At 59.1% G+C, this 16,294-nt stretch carries 13 protein-coding genes and 2 pseudogenes; 11 read left to right on the forward strand and 4 right to left on the reverse strand.

Features of this window, described 5'->3' with window-relative positions:
- Window positions 1-574 precede the first annotated feature (574 nt).
- Window positions 575-754, forward strand: a pseudogene (locus J2W17_RS29535) (metallophosphoesterase); the annotation flags it as partial.
- Window positions 755-874: 120 nt separating this feature from the next.
- Here the strand turns inward: J2W17_RS29535 and gbcA are convergent.
- The gene (gbcA, locus tag J2W17_RS29540; RefSeq protein ID WP_307343337.1) at window positions 875-2,170 is read right to left on the reverse strand and encodes a glycine-betaine demethylase subunit GbcA; all 1,296 of its coding nucleotides are present in this window, start codon (window positions 2,168-2,170) and stop codon (window positions 875-877) included.
- 282 nt (window positions 2,171-2,452) lie between these two features.
- Between gbcA and gbcB the strand changes: the two genes are divergently transcribed.
- The gene (gene gbcB / locus J2W17_RS29545) at window positions 2,453-3,553 is read left to right on the forward strand and encodes a glycine-betaine demethylase subunit GbcB (protein ID WP_307343339.1); all 1,101 of its coding nucleotides are present in this window, start codon (window positions 2,453-2,455) and stop codon (window positions 3,551-3,553) included.
- 166 nt (window positions 3,554-3,719) lie between these two features.
- Here gbcB and J2W17_RS29550 read toward each other — a convergent pair whose 3' ends face one another.
- Together J2W17_RS29550 and J2W17_RS29555 are read right to left on the reverse strand one after the other, a co-directional pair.
- The gene (locus tag J2W17_RS29550; protein WP_307343341.1) at window positions 3,720-3,914 is read right to left on the reverse strand and encodes a hypothetical protein; all 195 of its coding nucleotides are present in this window, start codon (window positions 3,912-3,914) and stop codon (window positions 3,720-3,722) included.
- Between the two features lie 189 nt (window positions 3,915-4,103).
- Window positions 4,104-5,144, reverse strand: a complete 1,041-nt coding sequence (locus J2W17_RS29555; protein ID WP_307343344.1) for a threonine aldolase family protein — start codon at window positions 5,142-5,144, stop codon at window positions 4,104-4,106.
- A gap of 124 nt (window positions 5,145-5,268) precedes the next feature.
- On the opposite strand from J2W17_RS29555, the gene J2W17_RS29560 reads away from it, so the two are divergent.
- The 8 genes from J2W17_RS29560 to fdhA all read left to right on the forward strand — a co-directional run bounded on the left by J2W17_RS29560 (window position 5,269) and on the right by fdhA (window position 15,359).
- The gene (locus J2W17_RS29560; protein ID WP_307343346.1) at window positions 5,269-5,985 is read left to right on the forward strand and encodes a TraX family protein; all 717 of its coding nucleotides are present in this window, start codon (window positions 5,269-5,271) and stop codon (window positions 5,983-5,985) included.
- Between the two features lie 284 nt (window positions 5,986-6,269).
- On the forward strand, window positions 6,270-7,523 hold the full coding sequence (gene glyA / locus J2W17_RS29565) for a serine hydroxymethyltransferase (RefSeq protein WP_307343350.1): 1,254 nt from the start codon (window positions 6,270-6,272) through the stop codon (window positions 7,521-7,523).
- 23 nt (window positions 7,524-7,546) lie between these two features.
- Window positions 7,547-8,797, forward strand: a complete 1,251-nt coding sequence (locus J2W17_RS29570; protein ID WP_008057117.1) for a sarcosine oxidase subunit beta — start codon at window positions 7,547-7,549, stop codon at window positions 8,795-8,797.
- Window positions 8,798-8,811: 14 nt separating this feature from the next.
- A complete protein-coding gene (locus J2W17_RS29575) occupies window positions 8,812-9,141 on the forward strand; it encodes a sarcosine oxidase subunit delta (protein ID WP_046818244.1) in 330 nt (109 codons plus the stop codon).
- Window positions 9,138-12,155, forward strand: coding sequence for a sarcosine oxidase subunit alpha (locus J2W17_RS29580; RefSeq protein WP_307343355.1), 3,018 nt, complete (start codon window positions 9,138-9,140; stop codon window positions 12,153-12,155). The genes J2W17_RS29575 and J2W17_RS29580 overlap by 4 nt, the downstream gene beginning before the upstream one ends.
- Window positions 12,156-12,297: 142 nt before the next feature.
- The gene (locus tag J2W17_RS29585; protein WP_307343359.1) at window positions 12,298-12,930 is read left to right on the forward strand and encodes a sarcosine oxidase subunit gamma; all 633 of its coding nucleotides are present in this window, start codon (window positions 12,298-12,300) and stop codon (window positions 12,928-12,930) included.
- 164 nt (window positions 12,931-13,094) lie between these two features.
- Window positions 13,095-13,952, forward strand: a complete 858-nt coding sequence (gene purU, locus J2W17_RS29590) for a formyltetrahydrofolate deformylase (protein WP_307343361.1) — start codon at window positions 13,095-13,097, stop codon at window positions 13,950-13,952.
- 207 nt (window positions 13,953-14,159) lie between these two features.
- Window positions 14,160-15,359, forward strand: a complete 1,200-nt coding sequence (fdhA, locus tag J2W17_RS29595) for a formaldehyde dehydrogenase, glutathione-independent (protein WP_307343365.1) — start codon at window positions 14,160-14,162, stop codon at window positions 15,357-15,359.
- A gap of 101 nt (window positions 15,360-15,460) precedes the next feature.
- On the opposite strand, the gene J2W17_RS29600 is transcribed toward fdhA, so the two are convergent.
- Complete coding sequence (locus J2W17_RS29600) at window positions 15,461-15,952, reverse strand: hypothetical protein (RefSeq protein WP_307343368.1); 492 nt, start codon at window positions 15,950-15,952, stop codon at window positions 15,461-15,463.
- A gap of 160 nt (window positions 15,953-16,112) precedes the next feature.
- Here J2W17_RS29600 and J2W17_RS29605 point away from each other — a divergent pair.
- A pseudogene (locus J2W17_RS29605) lies at window positions 16,113-16,283 on the forward strand (formaldehyde dehydrogenase, glutathione-independent); the annotation flags it as partial.
- Between the last annotated feature and the right edge of the window lie 11 nt (window positions 16,284-16,294).

Consider the following 16,294-nt stretch of genomic DNA (forward strand, 5'->3'; position numbering starts at 1 on the left):
ATGTTTGCTGTCGGCTGCAGGCCTTATAAGCCGGGCTTGTCAGGCGTCTGGTTAAAAAACAGCCAAATCAGCGTTTTATTCTGAAGAACCGGGCGAAAACCCCGATTTATCGCGGGCTTATGGGGTTTTCCACAGATCTGCCAGAGTTGCCCCCAAAGTCTGTTGGCGCTTCTGTGGATAAGGTGTTTGCCATCATCTGGGGGCTATATAAACCGTGGCTTACAGGCTTTAGATCAAAAAACAGCCAATGAGTGCCGGGAACCCTGATTCCGGATAAGTCACGTATTTTCTTCGCATTCTGTGAATAAAATTTCAACCGATTGCACACTTGTCCCCATTAGCTGTGGGTGGAGTTGTGGATAACTTGTTCGCCAAACCCTGCAAGCCACGTCGCGTATAGGCTTGAACGCAATAGATCAGATTTCATACAGTTATAAGGCTCTGCGCTTGTCTTTTCCAACACCGGCTTGCTGCCGCTGAGTTCACTCAATGGCCAGGTATTCATTCGCCCACCGAATGCAGGCAGCCGCAGGGTTGCCCTGGCTACCTGGCAGAAGACAAATCCCATGACACGGACAACGCCAGTGAGCTGAAGGGGCACTCGCGGGTGTTGTGGTCGGAAACGCAAAATGCGCGGGATGAGGCGTACCCGGATCGGGTGTTGAATGGTTATGTGAAGGTGCGGTTGGTGGGGGAGAGGATTATTGAGGAGTTTATCGGGGAGGATGGCAGTGTGCGGTGGTCTTCAAGCTGATCGGTGAATGTGATGGCCTCATCGCGGGCAAGCCCGCTCCCACAGTGATTGGGGGGTTCACAGTATTTGTGTACGCCGCCGATCCTTGTGGGAGCGGGCTTGCCCGCGATGCTGTTGCTGTTAGCCCTGAACCGGCACGCCCTTGAGGTATGGAGCAGGCTCTGCGCCCAGGTTGTTCAACATACGCTCGCTGTACCAGTCCACAAAGTTCACCACACCAAACTCATAGGTCTTGGAATAAGGCCCTGGCTGGTACGCGGTGGAGTTGATCCCGCGCTGGTTCTCTTCAGCCAGGCGACGGTCCTGGTCGTTGGTCGCATCCCAGACCTTGCGCATGCGCTCCACGTCGTAGTCCACGCCTTCGACCGCGTCCTTGTGCACGATCCACTTGGTGGTGACCATGGTTTCCTGGGCGCTGATCGGCCACACGGTGAAGACGATGATGTGATCGCCCATGCAGTGGTTCCAGGAATGCGGCAGGTGCAGGATGCGCATCGAGCCCAGGTCCGGGTTCTTGATGCGGCCCATGAGTTTGGCGCAACCCTGTTTGCCGTCCAGGGTCATGGACACGGTGCCCTTGAGCAGCGGCATGCGCACGATGCGGTTACGCAGGCCGAAGCTGGCGTGGGCGTAAGGAATCTTCTCGGCTTCCCAGGCAGCGGCCGAAGCAGCAACGTGGTCCTTGAAGGCCTGGTCGGCCCGCGGGTCGGTGACGTCATCCCATTCCAGCAAGGTTTTCAACAGTTCCGGGTGCGACGCGTTGCAGTGATAGCACTCGCGGTTGTTTTCCAGCACAAGCTTCCAGTTGGCCTTTTCGAACAAGGTGGTCTGGATCGCCACCTTGGTGTTCTCCATGTCGTACGGTTCCATGTAATGGTTCAGCGTCGACAGGAAGTCATCAATGGCCGGCGGGTTTTCCGACAGGCTGATGAAGATGTAACCGCCAGCGGTTTTCACATTCACCGGCTTGAGGCCGTACTGCTTCATGTCGAAGTCGGCGCCCATTTCGGTGCCGGCGAACAGCAGGCGACCGTCCAGCTCATACGTCCACTGGTGGTAGTGGCAGACCAGTTTGGCGACTTTGCCTTTTTCACTGGTGCACAGCCGTGAACCGCGGTGGCGGCAGACGTTGTGGAACGCATGGACCACGCCGTCTGCGCCACGAATCACGATGATCGGGTTCTTGCCGACTTGCAGGGTCAGGTAGTTGCCCTTTGCCGGGATTTCGCAGGTCATGCCGGCGATCAACCATTCTTTCTGGAAGATTTCCTGCATGTCGATATCAAATAGCCGCTCGTCAGAGTAAAACGGTTGCGGCAGCGAGAAAGTGCGTTCGCGCTCATGCAACATCTGCGCGGTAGCCTTGCGTGCGGGTTCCAGCGGATCGCCCAGGCTGATTTTTGCGGTGACGTCCATCGATTTGATCCTCATGGCCATTCTGTGTGGCCGGCGAATAGTGGCTGATACGGTTGCTACGCAAGACAGAAACAGCGTTTATCTGTTGGGGCGAGTGTGGGGCCGGCGCTTGCGGGAACCTTATCCATGGGCGACATGGCCAAATCTGTTCCCGACGCGTAACCCCCGGTAATTGGCGGCTGGTCGCGATAAGTATGTGAATGTCGCAGATAGGTAAATGGGTGATTCGCGGTATACGCAAAATCGCCAACATAAGGCCGACCATCGGCGGTGGAGAACAGCATGTCCAACAGCTTCCTGAATCCGGTAACCACCCAGACCTGGGCCAATGGCCGACACATCGTCCGTTGCGTCAAAGTCATCCAGGAAACCTGGGATGTGCGCACTTTCTGTTTTATGGCTGATCAGCCGATCCTGTTCTTTTTCAAGCCCGGGCAGTTTGTCACCCTGGAGCTTGAAATCGACGGCGTGCCGATCATGCGCTCCTACACCATTTCCAGCTCGCCATCGGTGCCGTACAGCTTTTCGGTGACCATCAAGCGCGTGCCGGGCGGCAAGGTTTCCAACTGGTTGCACGACACCCTGCACGAAGGTCAGGAACTGGCGGTGCACGGACCGGTCGGGCTGTTCAATGCCATGGACTTCACCGCGCCGAAGGTGCTTTACCTCAGCGGCGGCGTCGGCATCACGCCCGTCATGTCCATGGCGCGCTGGTTCTATGACACCAACGGCAACGTCGACATGGTGTTTATCCACAGCGCCCGTACACCCAAAGACATCATTTACCATCGCGAGCTGGAACACATGGCGTCGCGGATCGACAACTTCAGCCTGCACCTGATCTGCGAGAAGCATGGTCTGGGTGAGCCATGGGCCGGTTATCGCGGTTACCTGAACCAGAAGATGCTCGAGTTGATGGCGCCGGACTTCATGGAGCGCGAAGTATTCTGCTGCGGCCCGACGCCGTATATGAATGCAGTGAAGCGCATGCTGGAAACGATCGGCTTCGACATGTCGCGTTATCACGAGGAATCTTTCGGCGCCACGCCTGCGGAAGCCCGCGCCGATGCAGTGGAGCAAGCCGAAATCGCTGCAGACGCGCCGGACATTGATGCCGCGGATCTGCACCTGGTGGAGTTCACGGCGTCTGGCAAGAGCATTGGCGTTGCGCCGGGTGAGACCGTTCACGCCGCTGCTGCCAAGTTGGGCCTGTTGATTCCGAAGGCTTGCGGGATGGGGATCTGCGGGACCTGCAAGGTGTTGAAGCTGGGTGGCGAGGTCGAGATGGAGCACAACGGCGGCATCACCGAGGAAGACGAAGCCGAGGGGTTCATCCTGTCGTGCTGCAGCGTGCCGAAGGGCGATGTGCGGATCGAGTTTTAATACACGCCGCGCAACCTGTGGGAGCGAGCTTGCTCGCGATGACGGTGGTACATTCAACAGCTATGTTGGCTGACCTGCCGCTATCGCGAGCAAGCTCGCTCCCACAGGTTCCGCGGGGTCATGACTGACCGTTTTCAATCGATAAACAGAGCTTCAGTTCGATGATTTACGGCCTTTCTGAGAAGATCTCAATTTTGTAATTATTGGACATCTGTTGCACGTAAACCTTTTTGACAACAATGGATTCTGAGTTGTCGTGATGTTTAATTGTGTCGCCAATGTTCACATTTTTTAAAAATTCATCACGCTCAATTTCTTTGGCAGTACTTGTCAGAAACGCACCTTGTGATTGATCGCTCATTTTGATCGCTCTCTACTGGAATAGCGTTTGCGCCGAATGTTCGACGGGCCTTGTTCCTGAAAGACTGCGTAACCTTTTCAGGTGTTCCAACGATATGCCAGCGTGCCGAGCAGCTGAACTGTCAGAAATAACAGATCCGATGAGCGGCGCGGCGCACTCCGGACGCGCCTGCCGCTGCCCGTGCCGGATTCAGGCACTCATCACTTCACGAATATCTTTCGCCAATTCCCGCACACGTTCAATTTCGGTATCCCACGAACACATGAACCGTGCGCCGCCGTTGCCGATGAAGGTGTAGAAGCGCCAGCCCTTGGCGGTCAGTGCCGCGATCGCCGGTTCCGAGAGTTGCAGGAACACGCCGTTGGCCTGCACCGGAAACATCAGTTCCACGCCCGGAATGTCGCTGACCAGTTCCGCCAGTAATTGGGCGCAGTGGTTGGCGTGGTGGGCGTATTTGAGCCAGGCGTCGTTTTCCAGGATTCCGACCCACGGGGCTGAGAGGAAACGCATTTTGGAGGCCAGCTGGCCGGCCTGTTTGCAGCGATAGTCGAAGTCTTCGGCCAGTTTGTGGTTGAAGAACAGAATCGCTTCGCCCACCGCCATGCCGTTTTTCGTACCCCCAAAGCACAACACGTCGACCCCGGCCTTCCAGGTCAGGTCGGCGGGTGAGCAGCCAAGGAATGCGCAGGCATTGGAGAAGCGTGCGCCGTCCATGTGCAGGTTCAGGCGCAGTTCTTTGCAGGTGACGCTGATGGCGCGGATTTCTTCGGGGGTGTAGATGCTGCCGACTTCGGTGGCCTGGGTCAGGGTCACCACGCGGGGTTTCGGGTAGTGGATATCCTGGCGCTTGAGGGCGATTTCGCGGATTGATTCCGGGGTCAGCTTGCCATTTTCGGTGCGGGCGACGAGCAATTTGGAGCCGTTGGAGAAGAACTCCGGTGCGCCGCATTCATCGGTTTCCACGTGGGCGGTTTCCGAGCAGATCACGCTGTGGTAACTCTGGCACAGCGACGACAGGGCCAGGGAGTTGGCGGCGGTGCCATTGAAAGCGAAAAACACTTCGCAGTCGGTTTCGAACAGTTTGCGGAATTGATCCGCCGCGCGGGCGGTCCATTCATCGTCGCCATAGGCGCGCTGGTGGCCATGGTTGGCCTGTTCCATGGCCGCCCAGGCTTCAGGGCAGATACCGGAGTAGTTGTCGCTGGCGAATTGTTGGCTCTTGTCGGTCATGGCCGGCTTCCGTGATCGAAACTTCTTATGGTGAAGAGTCTCGTGGTCAATGATGGTGCGCACTTTACCGAAGGTCGTCCGGGGAGCGCACGGGATCTTTCTGTCAGAAAAATACAGGGCAATTATGCACATGACTCAACGGGACGGGGCACTGGATCTGCTGAAGTGGTTGGCCCTGGTGAGCATGGTGGTCGATCATCTGCGATATGTCGGTTATTCCGTCGATATCCTGTATGTGCCCGGTCGGCTGGCGTTTCCGTGGTTCTGTCTGGCGATGGCGGCCAATCTGTCGCGCACCCGAAGCGTCAGCCGCGATACTCAATGGCGTTATCTGGGGTGGTTACTGCTGTTTAGCGCCATCAGTGAAATCCCCTACCGAATGTTCATTCCTGATCCCGACACCTTCAATGTGTTACCCACGCTGGCCCTGGGCCTGTTGGTGGCGCGTGGCTGGCAGCAACCGCTGCTGCAATCACGACTGCTGGCGACCGCTGCAGTGGTGCTGGCGGCACTGTTTGCGGAGCGACTGATGTTCGGTTTTTTCGGGGTGTTGTTGCCGTTGATGATGTTGCTGGTCATCAGGCGGCCCTGGTATTTCAGCCTGCTGCCGGGGTTGGTGTGCCTGGCGGCCAATCAGTGGGAAGTCCTGTATCACTCGGCCCGGTTCGGCAACCTTGCAGCCAGCCTCGGCATCGCCGTTTGTCTGATCGCGCCATGGCTGGGCCTGGTCTTGTTGCGACACGCCCGGCATTTAAAGCCGCCGCCGATGCGGCGCTGGGCGTACGCCTTGTATCCACTGCATTTCCTGCTGCTGCTACTCATCCGCAAGCTCGCCAGCTGACCCTGTAGGAGCTGGCTTGCCAGCGAAAGCGGTGTGTCAGTTAGTACATGTGTCGACTGATACACCGCCTTCGCCGGCAAGCCAGCTCCTACAGGGTTCTCCGCTGAATTGGAGATTGTGTTCAGTGTGCCATTTCAGGCTATGTCGTAAACGCACCTTTGCGTGGCGCCCGTAGGCATTTGGCCTCTCTGCGCCGGCCATACCATCGCATTCAAAGGGCACTGCCGAAAACGCCAGTGCCTCACCGAGACGAATGGCGCACCACCGCCGCTGGGAGAGACGCGATGTTCAGCAAGCAAGACCAGATCAAAGGCTACGACGATGCACTGCTGGCGGCGATGAATGCCGAGGAGCAACGCCAGGAAGATCACATCGAGCTGATCGCGTCAGAGAACTACACCAGCAAACGCGTCATGGAAGCGCAAGGTAGTGGCCTGACCAACAAATACGCCGAAGGCTATCCGGGCAAGCGCTACTATGGTGGCTGCGAGCACGTTGATAAAGTTGAAGCGCTGGCCATCGAACGCGCCAAGCAACTGTTCGGCGCCGATTACGCCAACGTGCAGCCGCACTCCGGCTCCTCGGCCAACAGCGCCGTTTACCTGGCCCTGCTGCAAGCCGGTGACACCATTCTCGGCATGAGCCTGGCCCATGGCGGTCACCTGACGCACGGCGCCAAGGTTTCGTCCTCGGGCAAGCTGTACAACGCCGTGCAGTATGGCATTGACACCAAGACCGGGTTGATTGACTACGACGAAGTCGAGCGTCTGGCCGTCGAATCCAAGCCGAAAATGATCGTTGCCGGCTTCTCTGCCTACTCCAAGACCCTCGACTTCCCGCGTTTCCGTCAGATCGCCGACAAGGTTGGCGCGCTGCTGTTCGTCGACATGGCTCACGTCGCCGGTCTGGTCGCTGCAGGCCTGTACCCGAATCCGCTGCCGTACGCCGATGTGGTCACTACGACTACCCACAAGACCCTGCGCGGTCCACGTGGCGGCTTGATCCTGTGCAAGTCCAACGAAGAAATCGAGAAGAAGCTCAACGCGGCAGTCTTCCCGGGTGCCCAGGGCGGCCCGCTGATGCACGTGATCGCTGGTAAAGCGGTGTGCTTCAAGGAAGCTTTGGAGCCTGGTTTCAAGGCCTACCAACAACAAGTGATCGATAACGCCCAGGCCATGGCCGGCGTATTTATCAAACGCGGCTACGATGTAGTGTCCGGCGGTACCGATAACCACCTGTTCCTGGTCAGCCTGATCCGTCAGGGCCTTACCGGCAAAGAGGCGGACGCAGCACTCGGTCGCGCCCACATCACCGTGAACAAGAACGCTGTCCCGAACGATCCACAGTCGCCGTTCGTCACCTCCGGTCTGCGCATCGGCACCCCGGCGGTCACCACCCGCGGCTTCAAGGTGACCCAGTGCGTGGATCTGGCCGGCTGGATCTGCGACATCCTCGACAACCTCGGCGACGCCGACGTGGAAGCGAATGTTGCACAGCAAGTGTCGGCACTGTGCGCGGACTTCCCGGTTTATCGCTGAGCGCGGTTTTGGAGTAAATGACTATGCAACGCTACTCAGGCTTCGGCCTCTTCAAACACTCCCTCAGCCACCACGAAAACTGGCAGCGGATGTGGCGCACGCCGACCCCGAAAAAGGTCTATGACGTGGTCATCGTCGGCGGTGGCGGGCATGGTCTGGCGACCGCCTACTACCTGGCAAAAGAGCACGGCATCACCAACGTGGCCGTGGTCGAGAAAGGCTGGCTGGGCGGCGGTAACACCGCGCGCAACACCACCATCGTTCGCTCCAACTACCTGTGGGACGAGTCGGCGCACCTGTACGAACACGCCATGAAGCTGTGGGAAGGCCTGTCCCAGGACCTGAACTACAACGTGATGTTCTCCCAGCGCGGCGTCTACAACCTGTGCCACACCCTGCAGGACATCCGTGATTCCGAGCGTCGGGTCAGCGCCAACCGCCTCAACGGCGTGGACGGCGAGCTGCTCGACGCCAAGCAAGTGGCCGACGAGATTCCTTATCTGGACTGCTCCAAGAACACCCGCTACCCGGTAATGGGCGCAACCGTCCAGCGTCGCGGCGGCGTGGCCCGTCACGATGCCGTGGCCTGGGGCTTTGCCCGTGCCGCCGACGCCTTGGGCGTGGACCTGATCCAGCAGACCGAAGTGATCGGCTTCCGCAAGGAAAACGGCGTGTGCATCGGTGTCGAAACCAACAAGGGCTTCATCGGCGCCAAGCGCGTCGGCGTGGTCACGGCCGGTAACTCCGGTCACATGGCCAAGCTCGCCGGTTTCCGTCTGCCGATCGAATCCCACCCGCTGCAAGCGTTGGTGTCCGAGCCGATCAAGCCGATTATCGACAGCGTGATCATGTCCAACGCCGTACACGGTTACATCAGCCAGTCCGACAAGGGCGACCTGGTGATCGGCGCCGGTATCGACGGCTACAACGGCTACGGCCAGCGTGGTTCGTACCCGGTGATCGAGCACACTGTCCAGGCCATCGTCGAGATGTTCCCGGTGCTGTCGCGCGTACGCATGAACCGGCAGTGGGGCGGCATCGTCGACACCACGCCGGATGCCTGCCCGATCATCTCCAAGACGCCGGTACCGAACATGTTCTTCAACTGCGGTTGGGGCACCGGCGGCTTCAAGGCGACACCTGGCTCGGGCAACGTATTTGCCGCAAGCCTGGCCAAGGGTGAAATGCACCCGTTGGCTGCACCTTTCTCCATCGACCGTTTCCACAACGGTGCGTTGATCGACGAACACGGCGCTGCAGCAGTCGCCCACTAACAGGAGAAATCCCTATGTTGCATATCTTCTGTCCTCACTGTGGCGAACTGCGCTCCGAAGAGGAATTCCACGCATCCGGCCAGGCGCACATCCCGCGCCCGCTGGATCCGAACAGCTGCACCGACGAGGAGTGGGGCGACTACATGTTCTTCCGCGATAACCCTCGCGGCCTGCACCACGAGCTGTGGGATCACGTCGCCGGTTGCCGTCAGTACTTCAACGCCACCCGTGACACCGTGACCTACGAGATTCTCGAAACCTACAAGATCGGCACCAAGCCACAATTTACCGACAAGACCGACAGCCCGAAAGCGGCCGCCACGGCTCTGGGAGAGAAGGTATGAGCCAGATCAATCGCCTGTCCAACGGCGGACGGATCGACCGCAACAAAGTGTTGAGCTTCACCTTCAACGGCCAGAGCTACAAAGGTTTTGAAGGCGACTCCCTGGCCGCTGCCCTGATCGCCAACGGTGTGGACATCATCGGTCGCAGCTTCAAGTATTCGCGTCCGCGCGGCATCTTCGCCGCCGGTGCCGAAGAGCCGAACGCGGTGCTGCAGATCGGCGCCACCGAAGCCACCCAGATTCCGAACGTGCGCGCCACGCAACAGGCGCTGTATCAAGGCCTGGTCGCCACCAGCACCAACGGCTGGCCAAGCGTCAACAACGACATGATGGGGATTCTCGGCAAGGTCGGCGGCAAGCTGATGCCACCGGGTTTCTACTACAAAACCTTCATGTACCCGCAATCGTTCTGGATGACTTACGAGAAGTACATCCGTAAGGCCGCAGGCCTGGGTCGCTCGCCGACCGAGAACGATCCGGACACCTACGACTACATGAACCAGCACTGCGACGTACTGATCGTCGGCGCTGGCCCTGCTGGTCTGGCCGCTGCACTGGCCGCTGCCCGCAGCGGTGCCCGCGTGATTCTTGCCGATGAGCAGGAAGAGTTCGGCGGCAGTCTGCTCGATTCTCGCGAAAGCCTCGACGGCAAGCCTGCCGTGGAATGGGTCGCCAGCGTCATCGCCGAACTGAAAAATACCCCGGACGTGGTGCTGTTGCCGCGCGCCACGGTCAATGGTTACCACGACCACAACTTCCTGACCATTCACGAGCGCCTGACCGATCACCTCGGCGACCGCGCACCGATTGGCCAGGTGCGTCAACGCATCCACCGGGTTCGCGCCAAGCGTGTTGTGCTGGCGACCGGCGCTCACGAGCGTCCACTGGTCTATGGCAACAACGACGTGCCGGGCAACATGCTCGCCGGCGCGGTGTCGACTTACGTGCGCCGTTACGGCGTGGCACCTGGCAAAAAACTGGTGCTGTCGACCAACAACGACCACGCATACCGCGTTGCCCTGGATTGGCTCGACGCCAGCCTGCAAGTGGTGGCCATCGCCGACGCCCGCAGCAATCCGCGCGGTGCACTGGTTGAAGAAGCTCGCGCCAAAGGCATCCGCATCCTGACCGGCAGCGCCGTGATCGAAGCCCGCGGCAGCAAGCGCGTGACCGCTGCTCGCGTTGCCGCGATCGATGTCAAGGCGCACGCCGTCACCAGCCCCGGTGAGTGGCTCGACTGCGACCTGATCGCCAGCTCCGGCGGTTACAGCCCGGTGGTTCACCTGGCCTCGCACTTGGGCGGCAAGCCGATCTGGCGCGACGATATCCTCGGTTTCGTGCCGGGTGAAGCACCGCAGAAACGCGTGTGTGTCGGTGGCATCAACGGTGTCTACGGTCTCGGCGATTCCCTGGCCGATGGTTTCGAAGGTGGCGCCCGCGCGGCCAGCGAAGCCGGTTTCAGTGGCGTCGCAGGCACCTTGCCCAAAGCCCTGAGCCGTGTCGAAGAACCGACGCTGGCGCTGTTCCAGGTGCCGCATGAAAAGAACTCTGCACGAGCGCCGAAGCAATTCGTCGACTTCCAGAACGACGTCACCGCCGGCGGCATCGAACTGGCAACCCGCGAAGGCTTCGAATCGGTCGAGCACGTCAAACGCTACACCGCACTGGGCTTCGGCACTGACCAGGGCAAGCTGGGTAACGTCAACGGCCTGGCCATCGCCGCCCGCTCGCTGAACGTGACCATCCCGCAGATGGGCACCACCATGTTCCGTCCGAACTACACGCCGGTGACCTTCGGCGCCGTGGCCGGTCGTCACTGTGGGCACATCTTCGAGCCGGTTCGCTTCACCGCGCTGCATCACTGGCACGTGAAGAATGGCGCCGAGTTCGAAGACGTCGGTCAGTGGAAACGTCCATGGTACTTCCCGAAAAACGGCGAAGACCTGCACACTGCCGTGAAACGCGAATGCAAAGCCGTGCGCGACAGCGTCGGCCTGCTGGACGCTTCGACCCTGGGCAAGATCGACATCCAGGGCCCGGACTCCCGTGAGTTCCTCAATCGCATCTACACCAACGCCTGGACCAAGCTCGACGTGGGCAAGGCGCGCTACGGCCTGATGTGCAAAGAAGACGGCATGGTGTTCGACGACGGCGTGACTGCATGCCTGGCCGACAACCATTTCGTGATGACCACCACCACCGGCGGCGCTGCGCGCGTGCTGCAATGGCTGGAAATCTACCACCAGACCGAATGGCCAGACCTGAAGGTGTACTTCACGTCCGTGACGGACCACTGGGCAACCATGACCCTGTCCGGGCCGAACAGCCGCAAGCTGCTGGCCGAAGTCACCGACATCGATATCAGTAACGAAGCCTTCCCGTTCATGACCTGGAAAGAAGGTCTGGTCGGTGGTGTGCCGGCGCGGGTATTCCGGATTTCGTTTACCGGTGAGCTGTCGTACGAAGTCAACGTGCAGGCCGACTACGCCATGGGCGTGCTCGAGAAAATCGTCGATGCTGGCAAGAAGTACAACCTGACGCCATATGGCACCGAAACCATGCACGTGCTGCGGGCCGAGAAGGGCTTCATCATCGTCGGTCAGGACACTGACAGTTCGATGACCCCGGACGACCTGAACATGGGCTGGTGTGTGGGTCGCACCAAACCGTTCTCGTGGATCGGCTGGCGTGGCATGAACCGCGAAGACTGCGTGCGTGATCAACGCAAACAGCTGGTCGGTCTGAAGCCGATCGATCCGACCAAGTGGCTGCCGGAAGGTGCGCAACTGGTGTTCAACACCAAGCAAACCATCCCGATGACCATGGTTGGTCACGTGACTTCCAGTTACCTGCACAACTCCCTCGGCTATTCGTTTGCCATGGGTGTGGTCAAGGGCGGCTTGAAGCGCATGGGTGAGCGCGTGTTCGCACCGCTGGCCGACGGCAGCGTGATCGAGGCGGAAATCGTTTCTTCGGTGTTCTTCGATCCGAAAGGCGATCGCCAGAACGTGTGATTGCCGGGTGCGGTTACCCCTGTAGGAGCTGGCTTGCCAGCGAAGGCGTCAGTCCGGACACCGAGTCGTCTGGATCGCCAGCAAGCCGGCTCCTACAGGCTCAGCAACCACACCATCAACAGAATTCAGGAACAGGTGCTTTATGACCGCAGCCAATGTGTACCAACAACGCCCAACCACCGGGGCAAAGGCCGAGTCGTCGCTGCATCATGCCGACCTCGCCAGCCTGGTGGGCAAGGGCCGTAAAAGCGCCGGCGTGATCGTGCGCGAGAAAAAACTCCTCGGCCACCTGACCATTCGTGGTGATGGCCACGATGCAGCGTTCGCCGCTGGCGTGCACAAAGCCTTGGGCATCGAATTGCCAGGCGCGCTGAGCGTCATCGTCAAAGGCGAAACCAGCCTGCAATGGATGGGGCCGGATGAGTGGTTGCTGATCGTTCCGACCGGCGAAGAATTCGCCGCCGAGCAAAAACTGCGTAAAGCGCTGGGCGACCTGCATATCGCCATCGTCAACGTCAGCGGCGGCCAGCAGCTTCTCGAACTGAGCGGCCCGAATGTGCGCCAGGTGCTGATGAAATCCACCAGCTACGACGTGCACCCCAACAGTTTCCCCGTAGGCAAGGCGGTGGGCACAGTGTTTGCCAAATCGCAATTGATGATCCGCCACACTGCCGAAGACACCTGGGAACTGCTGATCCGTCGCAGCTTCTCGGATTACTGGTGGTTGTGGTTGCAGGATGCGTCCGCTGAATTCGGGCTTAGCGTCCAGGCCTGATTACAACCCGTGATGACTGCGATCACCTGTGGGAGCGAGCTTGCTCGCGATGGACTTGAGGACGACGTGTTAAACCAGAAAGCACGCGTAATCGTTGACGTCCATCGCGAGCAAGCTCGCTCCCACAGAAGGCAGCCTCTTCTACAGATGTCTTAGGAGTCACTATGAGCCGCGCCCCAGACACATGGATTCTGACCGCCGATTGCCCCAGCGTCCTCGGCACTGTGGACGCGGTGACCCGCTTTCTGTTCGAGCAGGGCTGCTACGTCACCGAACACCACTCCTTCGATGACCGGCTCTCGGGCCGTTTCTTCATTCGCGTGGAATTTCGCCAGCCCGATGGCTTCGACGAACTGGCCTTCCGCGCCGGCCTTGAAGAGCGTGGCCAGGCTTTCGGCATGATCTTCGAATTGACGGCGCCGAACTACCGACCGAAAGTGGTGATCATGGTCTCCAAGGCCGATCACTGCCTCAACGATTTGCTTTACCGCCAGCGCATCGGCCAGTTGTCCATGGACGTGGCTGCCGTGGTGTCTAATCACCCCGACCTCAAGCCGTTGGCGGACTGGCACCAGATTCCCTACTACCATTTCCCGCTGGACCCGAACGACAAGCCCTCCCAGGAGCGCCAGGTCTGGCAAGTGATCGAAGAGTCCGGCGCCGAGCTGGTCATTCTCGCTCGTTACATGCAGGTCCTATCGCCAGAGCTGTGCCGCAAACTCGACGGCAAGGCGATCAACATTCACCACTCCCTGCTGCCGGGTTTCAAGGGCGCCAAGCCTTACCACCAGGCCTACAACAAGGGCGTGAAACTGGTCGGTGCCACCGCGCACTACATTAATAACGACCTGGACGAAGGCCCGATCATCGCCCAGGGCGTGGAGGCGGTGGATCACAGCCACTATCCCGAAGACCTGATTGCCAAAGGCCGGGATATCGAAGGACTGACCCTGGCGCGAGCCGTGGGTTACCACATTGAGCGGCGCGTGTTTTTGAACGCCAATCGCACCGTCGTTCTTTAGATTGCCATCGCGAGCAGGCTCGCTCCCACAGTGGGCGGTGGTGCGCCCGAGATCTGTGAACGACATAAAACCCTGTGGGAGCGAGCCTGCTCGCGAAGAGGCCCTCCCAGGCAACACAAAAACACACAAGCAACAACCCGAGCAATCAACGCGCCGCCGATCCCGGGCGACGCGACAGCTACATAAAAAAAACAGTGAGGTGAAAGCATGTCTGGCAATCGTGGTGTGGTGTATCTCGGCAATGGCCAGGTCGAGGTGCAAAAAATCGACTATCCAAAAATGCAGGACCCGCGCGGCAGGAAGATTAACCACGCTGTCATCTTGCGTGTGGTCTCCACCAATATCTGTGGTTCCGACCAGCACATGGTGCGCGGCCGCACCACGGCGCAGACCGGCCTGGTGCTGGGCCACGAGATCACTGGTGAAGTGATCGAGAAGGGCAGCGATGTCGAAAACCTGCAAATCGGCGACCTGGTCTCGGTCCCGTTCAACGTTGCTTGCGGGCGCTGCCGTTCCTGCAAGGAAATGCACACTGGTGTCTGCCTCAGCGTTAACCCGGCGCGTCCGGGCGGTGCCTATGGTTATGTCGACATGGGCGACTGGACCGGTGGCCAGGCAGAATACGCCATGGTGCCGTACGCCGACTTCAACCTGCTGAAACTGCCGGATCGCGATCGCGCCATGGAAAAAATCCGTGACCTGACCTGCCTCTCCGACATCCTGCCTACCGGTTACCACGGCGCAGTCACCGCCGGCGTTGGCCCGGGCAGCTCCGTGTACATCGCGGGCGCCGGCCCCGTTGGTCTGGCCGCCGCCGCATCCGCTCGCCTGCTGGGCGCGGCCGTGGTCATCGTCGGTGACGTCAACACCGTCCGCCTGGCACACGCCAAGGCCCAAGGGTTCGAAATCGCCGACTTGTCCCTGGACACCCCGCTGCACGAACAGATCGCTGCACTGCTGGGCGAGCCGGAAGTGGACTGCGCCATCGACGCCGTAGGCTTCGAAGCGCGCGGCCACGGCCATGACGGCGTGAAACACGAGGCTCCGGCCACCGTGCTCAACTCGTTGATGGGCGTAGTCCGGGTGGCTGGCAAGATCGGTATCCCTGGCTTGTACGTGACTGAAGATCCAGGTGCAGTGGACGCCGCCGCGAAAATGGGCGCCCTGAGCATTCGTTTCGGTCTGGGCTGGGCTAAATCCCACAGCTTCCACACCGGGCAGACGCCGGTGATGAAGTACAACCGTCAGCTGATGCAGGCGATCATGTGGGACCGTATCAACATCGCCGAAGTGGTGGGCGTTCAGGTCATCAGCCTGGATCAGGCACCTCAGGGGTATGGCGAGTTTGATGCAGGTGTGCCGAAGAAGTTTGTGATCGATCCGCACAAAATGTTTAGTGCTGCATAAACGCTGTACAAAAAAAGGGCGATCTTGAATCGCCCTTTTTTTTCGCTGTCGCGGGATTTACTTTCCTGTTTGTCACGCTCTTTCAGAGCGATGCATGCAGGTTATTTCCTGGATGGCGCAGCCGACAGCGAAGAGTATTCGAAAACACACTTCCCCTGATCATTGGATGTACAGGTTTCCACGTGCTGGGCGTTCTTGTTGGCAAGGAGCGCTTGTCTGTTCACTTCGCGTTTCCAAAGCGTATCGGTGGCAGGTTTCCAGTCATTGAAGGAATACAGCGTCAAGCGCGTGAACGCGAGAAACTCATCTCCTTCGTAGTCGCACGACACCACAAACTTATTGCCCTCCGAACTGATATCCCGGTACAGCCCTCCGGTGAATTCAAACGTCTCGATGTGATGCTCCTCAGCATAGGGGTTGGAGCCAACCCATACACGTTCATCAGGTCCAGGGGCGAAATATTCATAGCCTCCTTCCTGTTCATCTTTGACTTGTGTTATGTCGCTGACGGTCGGGCAGACAGTGCTTGCGGCATAAGCGTTTCCGATGGTCATTAATGTAATGAGCAGACTGGTTGTAATGGTTGATCGCATGATTGACACTCCATTGTTTGGGAGTGGTCATTTTTGCGGGCTACAGTCTTTAGTGCTACTGTCACTTTTGATAGTAGTTGTAACCAATTGAAAGCCTATTGAACATATCAGTGCTCAGAAAGCGGCCAGCAAGGGCCGGCCAGAAAGGGATAAATTTATAATGGGTATTTTTGGCCTCTACGTCACCGGAAAATTCGAGTATCTGGGTACTGTCGCGAAAATGGGCAGCCTGAGCATTCGTTTCGGCCCAGGCTGCGCTAAATGCCATAGCTTTCACACGGGCCAGACGCCGGTGATGAAGTACAACTGCCAGCTGATGCGGGCGATCATGCGCAACGATAA

Source organism: Pseudomonas lini, from assembly GCF_030812475.1.
In the GTDB taxonomy this organism is placed as follows: Bacteria; Pseudomonadota; Gammaproteobacteria; order Pseudomonadales; family Pseudomonadaceae; genus Aquipseudomonas; species Aquipseudomonas lini_A.